Origin of the sequence: Enterococcus silesiacus, assembly GCF_001886225.1 — a bacterium.
Lineage (GTDB): Bacteria > Bacillota > Bacilli > Lactobacillales > Enterococcaceae > Enterococcus_L > Enterococcus_L silesiacus.
The window spans coordinates 82,658-101,144 of record NZ_JXLC01000014.1 but is presented as its reverse complement, the minus strand read 5'-3'; the positions used below and the strand labels follow the sequence as shown (position 1 = coordinate 101,144).

Here is an 18,487-nt window from a genome sequence, read left to right as displayed (position 1 = left end):
ATTTCCACCAACACAATATATTATAGAACCTCAAATAAGGCTGGATAAAAACTCAACGTAGTTTTATTCCAGCCTTATTTTTTATTGAAATATTAGATTTACTCAGCGATTCTATTATCTGATATAGTTTCTTTACCTTCTTTTCTTATGCTGTAAATTTTAGAAATATTAATAACTAACGTTTTGATCACAGCATATACAGGAATACAAATCAACATCCCAATAATTCCACCAACACTTCCAGATGCGATCAATACTAGTATGATCGTTAACGGATGAATATTCAATGATTTTCCCATTAGTAAAGGCTTAATCAAATTACCATCCAATTGTTGGATGACTAAAATCGATATTGCCATATAGAGTGCTTGCCACGGTGAAATAAACAAGCCCACTAGAATGGCTGGAACTGCACCAATAAAGGGTCCAACATAAGGAATAATATTGGTCATTCCACAAAAGACAGCCAACAGCAGACTATAGGGCTGTTTAAAAATCGTCATCGCGATAAAGCTTAAGACACCAATGATCAAAGCATCTAAAACGGTACTACTAATATACGCTGACAATGTTTGATTCATTTCTTTGACTGTCTGACGTAATTCACTGCGAATACTTTTGGGAAAGAAATGAGACATTGCATCCAAAAATTTATGACCATCTTTAAACATAAAAAACAAGATAAATGGCACAGTAAAAAGTAAAATAAAGAATCTCATCAAAACACCAACTATTTTAGATAGACTACTAGTAACTCCTACAATCGCAAAGTTTAAAATATTACTGACCGTAATATTGGCCTTATCTAGTTGTTCTTGAATGTTAAACTCTTTCATTCCCTCCAAATTGCCTAAATCGTTTAACCATTGATTCATCTCTTCTGCATAACTAGGAAGTGACTGACTTAACTCTACTGACTGATTCACTAACTGAGGGACAACATTCATGACCACAATTGCAATCAATACAAGTAAAATTGCAAAAGAAAGTAGAAAACCGGCAATTCTCGGAAGACCTCGTTTCTCTAAAAATACGACGATTGGATCAAACATATAATATAGAAAGCCCGCGATCAATAACGGCATAAAAACAGCAGACACCATTCCTAAAATCGGACTAAAAACATTTGGCATCTTTAATAAAAAGAAAACGCCGATAATTGTTAGTACAATTTCTACTGTCCAAAATAATAACTTCGATTGCTTAAAGAGAGAACCCATACATAACCTCCAATAGATGATACTTTTATTCTACCATTCTTTGCTACTATAAAAAGAGAATTTTTGCCTTAGCCTGTTATCTTATGAAATAATTTATCTCTTTAATTTTAATGATCATTCCATGATATACTTACTGTCTACATATGTTTTTTCTAAATCAATTATTTCAAGAGGTGCAGTATGACTATTTTATTATATAAATTACTTCTAGGGTTTATTGTCGGCAGCGTAATCGCTATGCTCTCTTATATCACACATTTCGTTACGAAGTCTGGTGCTTTAGCTTTGATTTTTGTTGCGACAATTATTTGCGGATTTGGTCCATGGCCGACTTGGGGCCTAATAATAATATTTTTTACTAGTTCAGGATGTATTCATTTAGCAAAAAAAATGATGAACATAACTAAAGTCGAATCCGTTACGGCAAAAGGACATGCGAGAGATGCATGGCAAGTTTTTGCGCATAGTCTTCCTGCGATTATCTCCTTGATTCTATTCTATTATACAAAAAAGCCACTATTCTTGATTGGCTATGTTAGCGCAATCGCAGGAGCTACGGCAGATACCTTTGGCTCTGAGATCGGTATTTTAAGTAAAAAAGTACCACGCTCAATCGTTTCATTTAAACCGATTGAGCCAGGTCTTTCTGGTGGTATTTCTATTCTTGGTAGTGTTGCTTCACTTTTAGGTAGCTTACTGATCTCACTTTCATTTTGGCTGTTTTACAGCTGGTATCATGCTTCTGTACTTCCAATAAGCTTAATCGTCATTGTGCCCTTTATTTGCGGTATTGTTACTTCTCTTGTGGATAGTTTGTTAGGCGCAACTCTACAAGTAACCTATCGCTGTAGCATCTGTGGAAAACTTACTGAACAACGATATCATCATCTACAGCAAACCAAACAAATCCACGGTATCTCTTGGTTATCAAACGATTGGGTTAATTTTTTTAGTAGTTGTTTCACAGTCTTGTTCAGTTGGTTTATTCTTCATTATATTCAGTAATGTACAGCAAAAAGTGGATATGAAACAAAAATGAATATTACTTTTGTTTCACATCCTATCCAATATAGACGGTGGGAACAGATTTTGTCAGACTATTAAAGCTATTTAAATACTGACTAGACGAAGTTTCGTTATGTTTTTATAAATGGATAAATCTTCTATAACTTCAGCGTACGTCATTCCTTTTGGTAAATCAATCGTATAAATATTGGTGTAAATTTGATTATCATCCGCTAAAACCACATTAAAGTTTACATCTTCAATTTCAATTTTATGCTCTTCAAAATATTGATTGATAAATTCTTTGGTCTCTTGTTTGTGTATATAGCGAATTTCTAGTTTTTTTGTTGTCGGCACATGAATTACTCTTCTTACTACAGTTAAAGCAATGAAAACACCAATAAAACTAGTGATGGCAATTGCGTAGTAGCCCATGCCAATCGCAATTCCTAATCCTGCAATAGCCCACAAAGAAGCCGCAGTTGTCAAACCAGTTACTGATTGCTTGGTCACAATAATCGTTCCTGCTCCTAAAAAACCAATTCCACTAACTACCTGGGCAATCAAACGTGCTTGGTCTGAACGAATCACACCGACCAACTCAGGATGATTTACCGCATCTTGCAATGCGCTAGCGGCTATCTCAACTTGAATCAGTGCAATGATCGTTGCCCCCATACAAACTAAAATATGCGTCCGCATACCTGCAGGACGATTTTTATACTGTCGTTCAAAGCCAATGGTTCCACCAATCAACATCGCCAAACATAGTCGGATAATGATTTCAGGAACTGTTAAATTTAAATCCATTACATTTATTCCTCCTCTTACTCTACTATTTTATTATAGCACTAATTTTATTTAAGAGATTGATGTTCATTTTATAAAAAAACATGGCTGAGATATAACTCTGTGAGTCATATCCCAACCACGTAAAATCCAGATAAATCGTATACACTGAAGTAATTGTTATACTTAAGGCCTATCTACTTTTTTTATAATTTACTTGCTGCAGCTTCATCAACGATTACAACAACATCTGAATGATTTTGTAACGCACTAGCTGGTAAATCAACAGAAACAGGTCCATCGATCATACCTTTGATTGCATCTGCTTTGGCTTCGCCATAGGCCATTAAAATCATTTTTTTACCTTTCATGATTGAACCGATTCCCATAGAAACCGCTCTTGTTGGTACGTCTTCCACTTTTTCAAAATTGCGTTTATTGGCATTGATTGTCGATTCTGTTAACTCAACAACATGAGTCAAGCTATCCAAAGGTGTTCCTGGTTCATTAAAACCAATATGTCCATTTTGACCAATACCTAAGATTTGAATATCGATTGGATTGCTATCGATAATACTTTCATAGTGTTTGCATTCAGCTGCTAGATCTGCTGCTTTACCATTTGGTACATATGTGTCTTTGAATGGTTTTTTATTAAATAGTTGATCATTCATGAAATAACGGTAACTTTGATCATCGTCTCCACCTAGTCCAACGTATTCATCCAAGTTCACAGAAGTCATCTCTGTAAAATCTAAATTACTTGTAGTCATTTCTTTATATAAAGTTTCCGGTGTGCTTCCTGTAGCCAGACCTAAAACTTTCGCACCATTGTTCATGCCTTCTTTGATTAGTTCAAATGCTTTCTTTCCGCCTTCTTCAGCGTTCGCTACTTTGATAATTTCCATAAAAAAATTACTCCCTTATGTTCAGATTTGGTATAGTCCAATTATACCACCCTATAAAATAGATTTCTAGTCTAAACTGGACAGAATATAAAAAAACTTCTATTCTTTCTTAAGAATAGAAGTTTTCTGCTTAATAACCGTCCGAATATACCTCATCTACAGCATTTGGATCCGTATAGCTAGAACCATCAGCATTTGCGATATCTTGATTATAACCATAATTATTAGTTGTTTCAGATACATCGCCGCCATATTCATATGTGCCTGCCTCATTACCATTCGTATAATTACTGTAGTTACTATTATCTTTTGCCTGCATGTCTTTGTTCTCAGGCAAGCCTAATTGTGCCCGTAAATTCGTCTGTACGTCATATAATTTCGTTGGATCTAGAATTTGATAGTAAATACCGCCAATTTCTTGACCTTCACCTTCTAATTGTAAAGAATCAATATCTTTGAAAGCAGGAATATATTTCTTTTGAATATCTACCATATTATCCCACGTTAGATCCGTTTTCACATTATCTTTTACCGCATCTAAAATTTTTCTATATTTAGTAATACCATCCAAACTGATGACTTTATTAACAATTTTTTCAACGACTTCTCTTTGACGACGTTGACGCCCAATGTCGCCTTCTGGATCTTCTTCACGCATACGCGCATAGGCTAAGCCAGTCTCACTATCTAGCTTAATATGACCTTTTGGAACCGTAATACCATCTAGTGTAAATTCAAATGGATTATCCACTTCAATGCCACCTACAGCATCAATTAAATCTTTCATACCTTTCATATTGATCGATACGTAACTATCAATTGGAATATCCAATAGATTTTCGACTGTATCAATCGCCATCTTCGCACCACCAAATGCATAAGCATGATTCAGCTTATCTTCTGTGCCATATCCAACAATATCAGTTAAAATATCCCGATCCAAACTAATCATTGTAGATTTTTGTTCTTTAGGATTAATAGTAACTACCATCGTAGTATCAGAACGCCCTTGTTCTGTTCGGCCTAAATCTCCAGTATCAATTCCCATTAGTAAAACTGAAAAAGGTTCTTGTGCATCAATATTGACCGCGCTTTGTCTTCTCTTAGAAGTCCGATCAATCGATTCATACACACCTTTAACTGTACCAGTTGCATCAGAATAAATTTTAATCCCGTATGCGCAAAAACCCGCAACTGAAACAAGGACTACTCCTAAAGCAGTTAATGTTACTTTTTTCCATAGGTTCATAAGACACTTCCTCATTTTTGCAAGAATAATTCATGAAACCTATTTTCTCACAATTTGAATCATGTAGCAACTTTTTTGGGAAATTAGCATGATATCTTAATATATTTGTAAAATAGTGATACAGTAACTTCAGGTACTCTCATCGTTACAAATGTTCATTATACCTAACTAAATTTTAACTATTGGAATTTATGTTTTCTTTCAAATGTCTCCATGCATTTCTATTTTTGGAGAAATTATAAACATTAAATACGCTAACTATAATTAACATAATAAGAAATACTTGATTTAAACTAAAAAAGATACTACAACAAACGAATGTTAACACAATAATACTGTCCCATGGAATCGAAGCTGACTGATTAATTTCTAATTTGGCATTCAATATTCTTCTAAAAAAATAACTTTTCAAAATAGAAACTATTGTTATCATAAATACTGCACCATCAAGGGATTCAAATATCCAAATAACTGGATAAATAACAACTATTGTCATTAAAACCATTAAGATATTTACTTGTAACAACTTTCTTTCCATTCGCAAAACTTTGAGATATGTATTATATAGCATAGCAATTTTACTTTCAAAAATTGTCATTGGAAATATAAATGCTAAATATTTTAGCCCTGAAGAATATGCAGGAAGGAATAGTTGGAGAAAAAGATAAATCGGAAAATATAAAAATAGAATATTCAGTATTAGACTAGATAATAGTTTATCAATGTATTTAAAAGCCTCTTTCAATTTATTACTTTCCATTCTTTTTAAAATCGGAAAAAATACAATCGAAATGGAATTGATAAATACCATTATCATATTTGTCATACTGATAATTAAAGATATTTTTCCAAAAACTTGAATAGACCATTTTAACTCAATGCTCATTCTTATGATCCCCATAACTAATATACTACTAAGATTAGATAAGGTAACGTTGATTCCAATTTTACAAAAATAAACTGAATCTTTAATTCCTATACTGAGAGACTTGATCTTTCCAAAAACCAAAGATCGTGATACATATACTAATAATATATTCGTAACAAGTTTAGAAAAAAGATCCACAATAATAAAATATTCAAACTTTGTCACTCTTAAAATAACCAGACTTATTATTCCAATTATTAATAACATTTTTTCCAAAATCATAGCTACAGAAAATAATTTAAGTTCATCAGTAGCCTGTAACTCATAGGTTAAAACAGACCTGGGTACTATCAATAGTAAAGCTATTGCTGAAAATATAAGTACCGTACTTTTCTGGGAATCGGTTGAAATTCCATAGATTCCAACAAAAATTAGCAATAGCATACAGAACAAAGAAACAACAAATAAATTCAAAAATTGATTTCTTAAACTTTTTTTGGGCAACTCATTGTAATGACTACCGCCAAATTCTAAATATATTCCTTCTGGTATACCAAAAGTCACGTATTGAAGGTATGTAGTATAAAATATATAAAGTTGCCAATAACCATATAGTTCAACACCAATAAATTTAGGCACAAAAATGATTAAAAAAAACGATGTAAACAAATTAACCATATTTGATGTAAATGTATAAGATAAACTTGTCAAAATTCTCTTTCTCATTTTATTAAACCTTCACTTTACTATTATTACCAATTTTTTTTAATGTATAAGCCATTAAAAAAATAACTATGACACTAAAAATCTTAGGTAAAGATAACGAGGCTACTAAAAAATTTGTAAAGCTACTTCTTGGTGCAAACATAAGCTGTCTAGCCATTAGAAAAAAAATACCTTTAAAATATGGATTCAAACGTGTTATAAACCGGTAAAAATTTCTTAGGAAAAAACCATAAAATAAATTTCCTAATATTAAACCGATATAAGAGAAATCTTTAAACAGTTCGGCTATATAGCTGCTACCATATCCTATTCCTCTCAGATATAAGTCAGGCATTATATAATAAGATATCGTATGTGAAAAAAGATTTCCCTCCAAAGCTCTGCTCACGTTCTGTCCAACATAAAAATTTTCAGTTTTAGTTAAACTCATAAAAATTCTTGTTTTAAAAAACTCAATAATTGGACCAAACGAGTAATTTTTATTAGGCAAAGAATCTCTAAAATTAATTGTGTAACCCAACACATTTACACTAATTCCTTGTGAGAAGAAAAAATCAAGCACAGATTCAGAAACTCGGTTTGTCGCTAGAGAATCACCCCTTCTTAAATTTCCGACTATATTGAGTATTATGAAAAATATTGGAAGGATGCAAATACCTAATAATATTTGCTTTTTGCTAATCCATTTTTCACGTTTATTTGAGAAGTATTCTCTATAGAAGACATACAATACAAGTATAATAACATTTAGGAGAAAATCTGATCTTCTTCCTGACCACAAACATAATACACCTTCAACTAAATATAGATAAATAAACGGTAAAGCTTCTTTTTTATAAGGCATACATCCTAAAAAAATAAAAAAGCTGATATCGTACATTTCACTAAGAAACACTATACCACCAGGTAATGAAGAGCGAAAAGAAGAAAATGCTTCATAATACCCTTGTGAATTTGTTCCTTGTATCATTTCAATCAGTACGAACACCCTAAGAACAAACGATAATAAAAATATATATTTACTTACTAACTTAATTTCCTCATAATTACTTTGAATTAAATTGTGATTTAATTGTATTTTTATAAAACTTCCCAAAAAAAGAAATAACAGACTAATAAAAAGTAATAATAAAACCTCTATAATGATTTGTGTATCATAAAAGGCAGTACCAAATAAACCGACCATATCCTTTTTATATCCCAAGATTCCCGTGACAACTATTCGCCCGAGTAAAAATGTAAAGAATGTTATCAAAAAAAGCGAAAAAGGTATATTATCTGGATACTTTGTAAAAGAAGTAATGAAGAACGAAACAATTAGAATTAGCAAAACAACTGCCATAGCTTCATAATTCATTATTTGATAATAATAGGCAAAACAAATTATCAAAAGTGGGAAAAATATTATCTGAATTATGTTAAACAACAAATTTTTTCTCATATATCCCCCTCTAATAACTCTTGACAAAATTTTTGGTAATTTTTCTCTTCACTCAACATTGTCTGCCATGTTAGAAAAGCATTTCGTGACATCTCATTATATTTTTCTTTTGAAAAATTGTTCAAATCAATTATTTTTTCTAAAAGATCTTGAGGAGTTATTTGAAAATCAACTAAAATTCCATTATATCCATCTTTTACAATGTCTGAAGTTCCTCCAACATCAGATGCAATAACAGGTAAGGACATACTAAAAGCCTCCATTACCGATACAGGAGTTCCTTCCGATTCAGATACATTTATAAATAAAGATACTTCTTTATCTTTATAAACATTCATTACATCCTTGTTCTTAACATATCCATAAAACTCATACTTACCTTCTGTTAACTTCTTTTTCGCATATTTATGGATTTTTTTTTCATAAGACATTTTTCCAGAACCGAGATGAATCCATTTATAATCTATACCTCTTTTTTCACAAAGACTTAGTGTGTCAATAATTTTTTCAATATTTTTTAATGGTCTTATAGTTGAGCAACTAACTAAATATATTTTTTTATTCTCATGTTGGAAAAATTTATTACTAATTGATTTAACTCCTAATTTTCTCACAGCTACTTTTTCTTTTAAATTAGGGACTCTCATTTTCAACATATTTTCCCCAAAAGTTGATACCGGGTAAACAAAATCCATATTGCTTAACAAATACTCGCGACTTGGTAAATAATTCAAAAAATTAGCATTTTCATTTACATCATAGCCATGTGCTCTAGAAATAATTTTTTTTACTTCATAATCTTTATCTACTAAATGTTTCTTAAGTTCAATCCCCACCATTGAAGTGAGATAGAACCAATAAGAGTATATATAAATAGAGGTGTTGATTGGTAAATTGATTTCTTTTTCAAATTCATCCTTAACAATTTTCCATGTAGCTAAACTTCTTATTTGAAAATAATATTCAAACAATTTCTTTGAAAAACTTATTGGCATTTTCTTTATTTCATTCTTAATTGACCCGTTCCAATTGTAGATCAGCATCTGAATTTTTCCTTTTAATGAATGATCTGTTGATACGTTAAGTATAGAAACATTAGATGATACAGCCCTTGTTTGTTTCATATTTTTATTAATCATTACGGGTATAATAATAACCTTTTCAAATGTCTCAGAAAGATAATTAATCTCAGATTCAAGATATTCTTCACCTTTCCAAAAGGGAAAATAATTTGTCAAAAGTATTAATGTCTTATTATTTTTCATTTTAATACATCATCCCTAGTGATATTTTTTCTTTTTATAACGGAAAAAATTGTTAAAAGAATAATTTTAAAATCTAAGAAAAACGACATATTTTCTACATAATAAACATCATTTTTCATTCTTTCATCCATAGATGCTGCATTTCTTAACAAGGCTTGATTCAATCCTGTAATTCCTGGTTGAACTTCAAATTTCATTTTAAATTCTTTCGAATATCTATGTTCATTCCCTAGTGGGCTAGGACGAGGACCTACAAGGCTCATATCTCCTAGTAAAACATTCACTAATTGAGGCAACTCATCTATACTCGTCTTTCTCAAGATTAAACCTATTTTAGTTACTCTATAATCATCACTAGAATTAAAAGTACTTCCATCAACATTACGTATATCAGGAGCATTTTCTTTCATTGTTCTCAGCTTAAACATTCTGAATCTCTTCATATTTTTACCCAATCGCTCAGCATTATAAAAAATTGAACCACCATCTTCTAACTTAATGGCTATAGCAAATATAAAGCATATCAAACATATGAATGGTAACAGGATGACAGAAATCAATATATCAAATATTCGTTTAATAAAAAATTGGTACATTTTTTTCCACCCCTTCCATCTCTTGTTTAATTTCTTCTAATGCCTTTTCCATACTGTAACTTGCAGAATAATCAATTGTACTTTTAGCTAATGAATGATTCATAAACGAACTATTAGATGAGTTCTTTGAAATATCACCTAAAACTAACAATTTTTCATTATCAAAAACTTTATTAACTAGCTTACCAACTTCCAAATTAGTCAATATATTCTCTGCTCCTATATTCAACAAATAATAGCCATCGTCCCCATCATCATGAAATATAGTCATTCTTATTGCTTTTATCACATCTTTAATATAGATAAATTCACGCTTATCCTCTGTTAAATTTGTTAAAGACAGCTCTTGCTTATTTAAGGCTTGGCGAATAAACAGATTTATCATATAATTATTCTTTTCATTTGGTCCAAATACATGTGCCAAGCGAAGTATATACAAAGAGGTTTCAGTAGAATTCAAATGAAGACGACAAATTTCTTCACCCACGACCTTACTTAATCCATAAAAACTACAAGGAGAAGGCGAATCATTTTCTCTCCAAGGTAGTAAGTTACTATCAGAATATGCTGAGATAGAAGAAATATAGATAAATTTACCGATACTGTTCTCTTTACTTGCTATTACTACCTTTTCACTCAAAAGAACATTTTCATTATAGTCTTCAAAGGTTACTCCACGGCCTCTTTTAGCTGCTAAGTGTACAACTACGTCAGCATTTTCAAACCATCTATTTAAAGAGTTTAATGAATAGTCCGTATAAAAATCGGCATTTTTATTTCTAGTTAGAGATATAAGTTCAATCGAACTTATTTTTTTCAAATCTTTTACTACTTGTTTTCCCAAAAAACCCGATGCACCAGTAACAACCACTTTCAATTTTCTCTCCACCACACTTTTTATTAAAATATTCTGTATGCAATTTTTTCAAATCTATTATTGATTGGACGAATAATATCTCCTTCTTCGTAGTATCTAAACGATTTATTCTTATCCGCGAAATCTTCTAAATATTTTGCTTTAGTATTCGGTTCTTGACATAAAAATTCCAAAGTCATTTGTTTTTCATAACTTAGATGATAATTTTCTAGCTCACTTAGATCATTAAATAATAGATGATCAAAGGTTAATTTTAATAAATTAAACTTTTTAGTCTGATAAATTAAATTCCACATATGACAACCATCTAGTCTAGGAGTAATCTCTATAATGTAAGGTTCTTCTTGCTCAACTTTCATCTGAGCATACACTGGTCCATTGATTATACCCATTTTGCTAGCTGACAGTTGAAGTAGTTTGGCTGTTTTTTCAAAAATCTCATCTGAGAAATGTGCTGGTAAAATATGTTTATGGATCAAGCCTTCAAACTTTTGCCACGTTACTCTGTCAGAAACCTCACATACCTTTAAAACGCCATTGACTAGGTAACCATTAACCGATATTTCTGGTCCATCAACATATTTTTCAATTATCACTAAATTAGATCTAGAATAGCTTTTGGTATTTTCAAATTCTTGTAACAGCTGTTGATGGCTGTTTATCTTGATTACACCTCTTTGACCTTGAGAGTCAGCTGGTTTTAAAAATATTGGATATTCACCAAATATCTGAAATTCAAAATCTTCAACATTACTCAAAGCTTGAAATTTAATATTTCCTTTAAACCCCTCACCTAGAAATGATCTCATCAAATCCTTTTTATTACATCTTTGAGCAACCTCACTTGAAATAAAATGTGGTAACCCTGTTAGTTCACTCACTTTAGAAACTACTGGCATAGCAATATCTGAACCAACCGAATAGATAAGATTGATGTTATTCTCCTTTACATAGTGAATGACCTCATCTATATTGATAATATTAATCTCTGTAAAAACATCAGCTTCCATACTACCAATACCGTCATTTTTCATGGCAATAGCATGAACTTCTACATCTTGATAGGTTTCTTTTATGAATTTAATTGCATCATATTGAACAGCGGCAACGCCTAATACTAACACTTTCATCATTACTTTAGCTCCCTCCAATACTACTAATTAGTTTTTCAGCTACATAAACAATATCATTCTCCGTCATTTTCGTATTCAGCGGTAAGGTAATCTCCGTTCGATACATGTTGTAAGCATTAGGATACTCAGTCATTTTGAAACCCATTTTCTTATATGCTGTTAACAAAGGTAACGGCTTATAGTGAACATTTGTAGCGATTCCTTTTTTAGCCATCTCCATGATGATTTGATTTCTTTTTTGTTCGTCCGAATCCCTTATACCGATTAAAAATAAATGACCACTTGATGTATATTTTTCAGTGTAATGTGATAACATAGTTACCTGATTTACTTCTTTTAAAGATGATTCATATAACTCAATCAACGTTTTCCTTTTAGATAATAATTTAGGATATCTTTCCAATTGAATTAAGCCCAAAGCCGCTTGTATATCCGTCATATTACATTTAAAAGCAGGCTCTACGATATCATATTCCCATGAACCTAACTTATTTTTAGCAAGAGCATCTTTTGTTTGTCCATGTAGCGATAATGTATTAATCGTTCGGTAAATCAACTCATCTGCTTTTTGGTCAAAAGATTTCCAAGTCAAAGCACCGCCTTCAGCAGTTGTCAGATTTTTTACTGCATGAAAAGAAAAGCTAGTAAAATCAGCAATAGTACCTGATTGTCTCCCTTTGTATGTTGCTCCGAAAGAATGTGCTCCATCAGCAAGAATAATTATCCGATCATACATAGCTTGAATATCATTATTAGACGAAAATAATTTTTTCTTATCTTCAACTAATTTAATTAGTCTATCGTAGTCACACATTACTCCAGCTATATCAACTGGTATAATTACTTTTGTTCTTGGAGTAATAGCTTTTTCCAGAGCATCTATAGATAGATGATAGCTGTCTTTTTCAGTATCAACCAAAACTATTTTTGCCCCTACATGAGCAATCACACTTGCTGATGCTGTGTAGGTGTATGAAGAAGTTATCACCTCATCGCCTGGTCCAACGCCTAACAACCTCAAACACATCTCCATACAGGCAGTAGCTGAATTCATACAGATAGTTTTTTCAGTCCCACAATACTCAGAAATTTTTTTTTCAAATTCTTTTGTTTTAGGTCCTGTTGTAATCCATCCAGATTTAAGAACTTCCACAACACTTTTTATTTCTCTATCAGTAATATCCGGTGGTGAAAATGGTATATTTCTCATAATATCTCCTTTTATTTACTTGATTCATTCGCAAACTTTATCACTTCTTTTGCTGTAAGCTGTTCATCCAGTGACAAACTACTAACAAATGATACTACCTTTTCAAATTCAAACCCTTTAACATTTCCAAGAAATATCTTATCAAATACCTGTTCAGCATTTTTTTCCTTACTTACCAACAACTCTTCATACAATTTTTCACCTGGACGAATGCCCGTTTCTATAATGTCGATTTGATCTTCCCTAAAACCACTTAGCTTAATCATGTTCTTTGCTAAGTCATAGATTTTTACAGGCTCACCCATATCCAAGATAAACATTTCGCCACCTCGAGCTAATGCGCCAGCTTGAATCACTAAACGGCTAGCTTCTGGTATGGTCATAAAATAGCGAGTCATTCGAAAATCTGTCACAGTAATAGGACCACCTGCTCTGATTTGTTCTTCAAAAACAGGTATTACGCTCCCTCGGCTTCCTAAGACATTGCCGAACCTTACTGCACAAAATTTTGTATGTCCGCCATCATTAAGACCTGTTACAATCATTTCAGCTATTCGTTTAGTTGCTCCCATCACATTTGGTGGATTCACAGCTTTATCTGTAGAAATCATTACAAAATTTTTCACACCATATTCTTTTGCCGCTTCAGCAACATTCTTAGTACCAAACACATTGTTTTTAACCGCTTCTGCAGGATTTTCTTCCATTAAAGGAACATGTTTATGCGCAGCAGCATGATAAATCGTTTCTGGTCGATATTTTTCGATAACCTGAAACATTCTTTCTCTATCTCGGATGTCTGCAATAATAGGTACGATCTCAGTATCTTGTGCACAAAAAATACGTCTGAGCTCTCTTTCAATAAGATAAATAGAGTTTTCGCCATGACCTAATATCAATAACTGTTTAGGGGAAAACTTCATTATCTGACGGCAAATTTCTGAACCAATAGAACCTCCTGCACCAGTAACTAAAATTATCTTTTCTGTTAATTGATCCGTTAATTGAATCATATCCAATTGAACTTCTTCACGACCTAACAAATCAACAACATCTATTTTTTTCAATCTTGAAATTGTAATGTTTCCTGAAGCAACTTCCTCTAACGCAGGCATGGAATTTATAGGTAGTCCTAAGGGGGTAATTATCTCCAAAATCCGTTGTAACTCTTTTGGCTGGAGGGAAGGGATCGCAACTGTTATCATTTCTATCTTATCGCTCTTAACAATATTCGGAATTTCATCTACTGTCCCTAATACGCGAACACCACCAAGATATGTCCGAAACTTATCTTGAGCATCATCAATAAAACCAACAACGTCAATATCGCCATTCGTTGTAGAGTTAACTAAACTATTTAATAGTATCCTACCAGCTTCACCAGCTCCAATGATCAACGTTTTCTTTGCAGCAGAGCTTGATGAACCTTTTTTATTCCGATACTCAATAATCAACCGCCAGCTTAAACGGCTTGAAATAATGAAAAAAGTTGTAACTAAATACGCCAATACAATAAAACGTCGTCCATAAAAAGTATCCGTCATAGCTAAAATCACGAGCTCAATTAGAGCAACAATACTGGTTGCCCCAAAAATAGCCGTCATCTCGCTAATATTTGTATAGCGATTAATACGAGTAAATACTTTCAAAATAAACCCTAACAGGATATACAATCCTAACTGCATAATAGTCGTTTCAATTAAAAAGAAATATGTAATTTTAACATAAGGTAATAAGTATAAATAAGAAAATGCATTTGCTAAAATAATTATTAATGAATCTACCAACAATAAAACCAACACTTTTGTCCTTCTTGACATTTTTCCAACCCACTCTTTCTTATAAAAAACCAAATCTTTTCATTTTAATCTCCTTGTATTCCGGTATTCGCACATCATCCCCATTTAAAATATCTCTAGCCATTTGCTGCATTGCTAAAACATGCTCTGCTCCCATGTCTTTTGCGATAGCATCATAGGCTTTTTTCATAAAAAAACCGCGTTTTTCAATATTATGAGCATCTGAGGCCATCATATATACCATATTATGAGAGACCATCTGTTTTGCGGTTCGTTCAATTTGCTTTCCAAAAACACCAACATAACTTGGAGCTGTCAACTGAGTCAAAACCCCCATTTCTAAAAATGGCAGCAACCTGTTCGGATCTTGAATAAATTTGCTGTTTCTTTCCGGATGAACGATTACCGGCGTATGACCTGCTTTTAATAGATCATAAAAAAGGTGCTCCGTATACGCCGGAATATCATTGGTTGGAAATTCAATCAAAATATAGCGATTATCAAGATCTGTAAATAAAATCGACTCTTTTTGAATCTGCTCTAGTAAATCTCCACTAATCCGCACCTCTTGCCCCTCAAATAGGGTAAGCGGTATGCTTCGTAAATCTAATTCTTTCTGTAAAGCAGCCACATGAGTAATTACCTGCCCCGCTGGATTATCATATCTACCATTGTTATGATGTGGAGTACAGAGAATATGGGTAATTCCTTGTTTAACAGCCATTCTAGCCATATCAAGTGAATCCTCAATTGTTTTGGCTCCATCATCAATCCCCGGCAATATATGGCAATGTAAATCAATCATTGGCTATTTTCCTTTCTATCTACTATCATGTACCATAGTAATATCCTTGATCAGTTATATTTTTAGAGCCGTTATAAACAACCCCTAAGATATTCGCATCAACAAGCTCTAATAGACTTTTAGCTTTCAATAAAGAATCTCTTTTTGAAACATTTTCGCGAACAACCAAAATTGTCCCATCTGATTTTGATGCTACGATTTGCGCATCTGTCACTGCCACAACTGGTGGCATATCAAAAATGACTAAGTCATATTGATGTTTTAATTCTAGGATCAATTCTTTCATTCTTCTGGAATCCAGTAGCTCTGATGGATTGGGTGGTTTAGGTCCACTTGTCATTAAAAATAAATTATCAACACCTGAAGACTGAACAACTTGATGCAACATTGTCTCACGACTTCCTAATAAGGTACTTAAACCACGAATGTTATCCAATGAAAACGTCTTTGCTACTGTCGGTTTACGCATATCCGCATCTACCAATAGTACTCGTTTGCCTGAATTTGCAAAGACAATAGCTAAATTTGCAGAAGTAGTGGATTTCCCTTCACTTGGACCAGAAGACGTAATCACTAACGTTTTTAAATCTCTATCTACCATTGCATATTGAATGTTTGTCCGAATCGTTCGGTACTGCTCTGAAATAGGTGAAGTTTTATCTGCTAGCGTAATCAAGCTAACTGCTTTTGTTTTCTGTTTCTTTTGAACTCTTCCTTTATTTGCCATTCTATACTCCTTTACACTCGCGGACGACTTCTACGTACTGGTGTAGAATCGTCTGGCTGAGTATTCTCTTTTGCCGTTGATCTTGAAACTTCTTTATTATGATTGTGGGAATGAGCAGGAGCTGCTGTAGGAGCCGAGGGAGTACTAATCACCTTAGCGTTCAATTCCTTCGCTGTCATGTTAGGGACAACTCCCAGTATTATAAAGCCAAGTTCATCTTCCACAAAACTATCATCTTTGATTGTTTTATCGAATAACTCTAAAATAAAGGCTACAGCTATTCCGCACATAACACCTAGCGCCAAGCCAATCAATAAATTTAATTTATCATTTGGTGAGACTGGATTCACATTTGCAGTAGCCGCCGATATAATTGTGATCTTGTCTACATTTAGCATGTCTTTCGCTTGTTCCTGAAAAACTAACGCAGTCTGATTGGCTATATTTTGTGCCACAACTGGATCAGTTACTTTAGAAACAATAGAGAACATTTGTGAATTTTGTGATTGATTCACTGAAACACTTGCTCCTAAAGCTTCAACAGACAAATCATTGTCATGTTCTGTTTTCATTCGTTGTTGTACTTCGGTCATTACTGTATCACTTTTGATCAAATCTTTATAAGTATTGATCATTTGCAGATTTCCGTTAATATCATTAACATTCGTTGTTTCATTTTGCGGTAATCGAACGATTAATTGAGCCTGAGAGCTATATTTAGGTGTAATCACAAAGTAGGTTAATACCCCCGCAACACCTATACCTAAAAACATACTAACTATAATTAACCCCACACGCTTTTTTAATACTCCGATTAATTCCTGTAAACTGATTGTCTCTTCCATTTTTTCCTCCATTTTAACTACACATAAATAATTATAGGTTCTAGATGAACCAAGTACAAGGCTATTTATGAAGAATGCTCTATCAATTATTTAAACAATTATTGAAATAATTGATAGACTATGTTCTGACTAATAAAAAACAGTTTGTAATCTATATTATTCACTTGGCAGAATTTCTTCTTGATTATTTATTTCTTCATTACCGAATAATTGCTTTTCCAAAAGCTTATCAATAACATCCAAACGATCGGACAATTCCTTTTTCAACATCTCATTTTTAATTTGATCCAGTTGATTGAACACAAGAATAATATTTTCTAGCGTTGCCTCAGCTGTCAAGGTTTCTCCTTCAGCCATTGCATTGATTGCTTGTTTTAAATCCGTATATGCTTTCGCTTGAGTGGTCATTTCATTTAAGAGCGCTATTATTGCTTTACTCCATGCACTGTCAGTTTCAGAAATTTCATTGCGTATTTGTGCGACGCCTTCAACAGATGCCTGTTCATTTATGACAACATCCACAGGCTCCGCTGCCCAGTCAGACGGGGCTTGGACAAGTAGTGCAGTTACTTGTTTTTGGATGTCTCTTTTATTTTTGATATCGTCTATTTTGGTCAATAATAGTTGTTTTCCTTCAGTTACTTCTGAAGTATCAATAGAAAAGTCTTTATTTTCTAGGCCAAAATCGGCTGCCTCTGTCCGTAAGGTAATACTATCTCTTTCGATATTATTTAATTTTTCTACTTCTATTGGCTCTATTAGAAACTCTTCTTGATCATTTTGATATAATTCAAGTATTTGTTTGTTCAGCCGTTTGATTTTTACGGCTTCATTTTTTATTGTTGCTGTTGCGTACTCAACTTTTCGCTGCTGCTCCTGTTTAGCTTTAGTTTGTAATCCTAAAAAGCAAACACCAATCGAGCCACAGATTACAATTATGTAAATCACCTTTTTTATTCCATTACTACCAAACCAATCACTTTTTACCACTTTTACACTCCTTTTTTACACTCCTTTTAAAATT

Annotated in this window: 17 protein-coding genes; 1 reads left to right on the top strand and 16 read right to left on the bottom strand. The window is 32.7% G+C overall.

Annotated features, from left to right (window positions below):
* Nucleotides 1-98: 98 nt before the first annotated feature.
* A complete protein-coding gene (locus tag RV15_RS10845) occupies nt 99-1,220 on the bottom strand; it encodes an AI-2E family transporter (protein ID WP_071878068.1) in 1,122 nt (373 codons plus the stop codon).
* A 180-nt stretch (nt 1,221-1,400) separates the two neighbouring features.
* Here RV15_RS10845 and RV15_RS10840 point away from each other — a divergent pair, with 180 nt between their 5' ends.
* The gene (locus RV15_RS10840) at nt 1,401-2,225 is read left to right on the top strand and encodes a DUF92 domain-containing protein (RefSeq protein WP_071878067.1); all 825 of its coding nucleotides are present in this window, start codon (nt 1,401-1,403) and stop codon (nt 2,223-2,225) included.
* Between the two features lie 105 nt (nt 2,226-2,330).
* Here the strand turns inward: RV15_RS10840 and RV15_RS10835 are convergent, their stop codons facing one another.
* From RV15_RS10835 to RV15_RS10765, 15 genes are all read right to left on the bottom strand, one after another.
* Nucleotides 2,331-3,035 carry an MgtC/SapB family protein gene (locus tag RV15_RS10835; RefSeq protein ID WP_071878066.1) on the bottom strand — a complete coding sequence of 235 codons (705 nt, stop codon included), beginning with the start codon at nt 3,033-3,035 and terminating at the stop codon, nt 2,331-2,333.
* 185 nt (nt 3,036-3,220) lie between these two features.
* A complete protein-coding gene (gene nagB, locus RV15_RS10830) occupies nt 3,221-3,922 on the bottom strand; it encodes a glucosamine-6-phosphate deaminase (protein WP_071878065.1) in 702 nt (233 codons plus the stop codon).
* A gap of 130 nt (nt 3,923-4,052) precedes the next feature.
* Nucleotides 4,053-5,171: an LCP family glycopolymer transferase gene (locus RV15_RS10825; RefSeq protein ID WP_071878064.1), complete on the bottom strand. Its 1,119-nt coding sequence runs from the start codon at nt 5,169-5,171 to the stop codon at nt 4,053-4,055.
* A 175-nt stretch (nt 5,172-5,346) separates the two neighbouring features.
* Complete coding sequence (locus tag RV15_RS10820; RefSeq protein ID WP_071878063.1) at nt 5,347-6,765, bottom strand: MATE family efflux transporter; 1,419 nt, start codon at nt 6,763-6,765, stop codon at nt 5,347-5,349.
* Nucleotides 6,766-6,769: 4 nt separating this feature from the next.
* A complete protein-coding gene (locus RV15_RS10815) occupies nt 6,770-8,206 on the bottom strand; it encodes an O-antigen polysaccharide polymerase Wzy family protein (RefSeq protein ID WP_071878062.1) in 1,437 nt (478 codons plus the stop codon).
* Nucleotides 8,203-9,471, bottom strand: coding sequence for a glycosyltransferase (locus tag RV15_RS10810; protein ID WP_071878061.1), 1,269 nt, complete (start codon nt 9,469-9,471; stop codon nt 8,203-8,205). Before RV15_RS10810 ends, RV15_RS10815 begins: the two co-directional genes overlap by 4 nt.
* Nucleotides 9,468-10,067 carry a sugar transferase gene (locus RV15_RS10805; protein ID WP_071878060.1) on the bottom strand — a complete coding sequence of 200 codons (600 nt, stop codon included), beginning with the start codon at nt 10,065-10,067 and terminating at the stop codon, nt 9,468-9,470. Before RV15_RS10805 ends, RV15_RS10810 begins: the two co-directional genes overlap by 4 nt.
* Nucleotides 10,048-10,938 (bottom strand): NAD-dependent epimerase/dehydratase family protein, encoded by an 891-nt coding sequence (locus RV15_RS10800; protein WP_245791338.1) that lies wholly within the window; start codon nt 10,936-10,938, stop codon nt 10,048-10,050. Before RV15_RS10800 ends, RV15_RS10805 begins: the two co-directional genes overlap by 20 nt.
* A 29-nt stretch (nt 10,939-10,967) precedes the next feature.
* Complete coding sequence (locus RV15_RS10795) at nt 10,968-12,077, bottom strand: ATP-grasp domain-containing protein (protein ID WP_083429162.1); 1,110 nt, start codon at nt 12,075-12,077, stop codon at nt 10,968-10,970.
* 4 nt (nt 12,078-12,081) lie between these two features.
* Nucleotides 12,082-13,287: a DegT/DnrJ/EryC1/StrS family aminotransferase gene (locus tag RV15_RS10790; RefSeq protein WP_071878057.1), complete on the bottom strand. Its 1,206-nt coding sequence runs from the start codon at nt 13,285-13,287 to the stop codon at nt 12,082-12,084.
* Nucleotides 13,288-13,298: 11 nt separating this feature from the next.
* Complete coding sequence (locus RV15_RS10785) at nt 13,299-15,107, bottom strand: polysaccharide biosynthesis protein (RefSeq protein WP_071878070.1); 1,809 nt, start codon at nt 15,105-15,107, stop codon at nt 13,299-13,301.
* A 19-nt stretch (nt 15,108-15,126) separates the two neighbouring features.
* Nucleotides 15,127-15,891, bottom strand: coding sequence for a tyrosine-protein phosphatase (locus tag RV15_RS10780; RefSeq protein ID WP_071878056.1), 765 nt, complete (start codon nt 15,889-15,891; stop codon nt 15,127-15,129).
* 25 nt (nt 15,892-15,916) lie between these two features.
* A complete protein-coding gene (locus RV15_RS10775) occupies nt 15,917-16,618 on the bottom strand; it encodes a CpsD/CapB family tyrosine-protein kinase (RefSeq protein ID WP_071878055.1) in 702 nt (233 codons plus the stop codon).
* A gap of 11 nt (nt 16,619-16,629) precedes the next feature.
* Entirely contained in the window at nt 16,630-17,463 is an 834-nt protein-coding gene (locus tag RV15_RS10770) for a YveK family protein (protein ID WP_071878054.1), read from the bottom strand.
* 156 nt (nt 17,464-17,619) lie between these two features.
* Nucleotides 17,620-18,453, bottom strand: a complete 834-nt coding sequence (locus tag RV15_RS10765; RefSeq protein WP_071878053.1) for a hypothetical protein — start codon at nt 18,451-18,453, stop codon at nt 17,620-17,622.
* Nucleotides 18,454-18,487 lie beyond the last annotated feature (34 nt).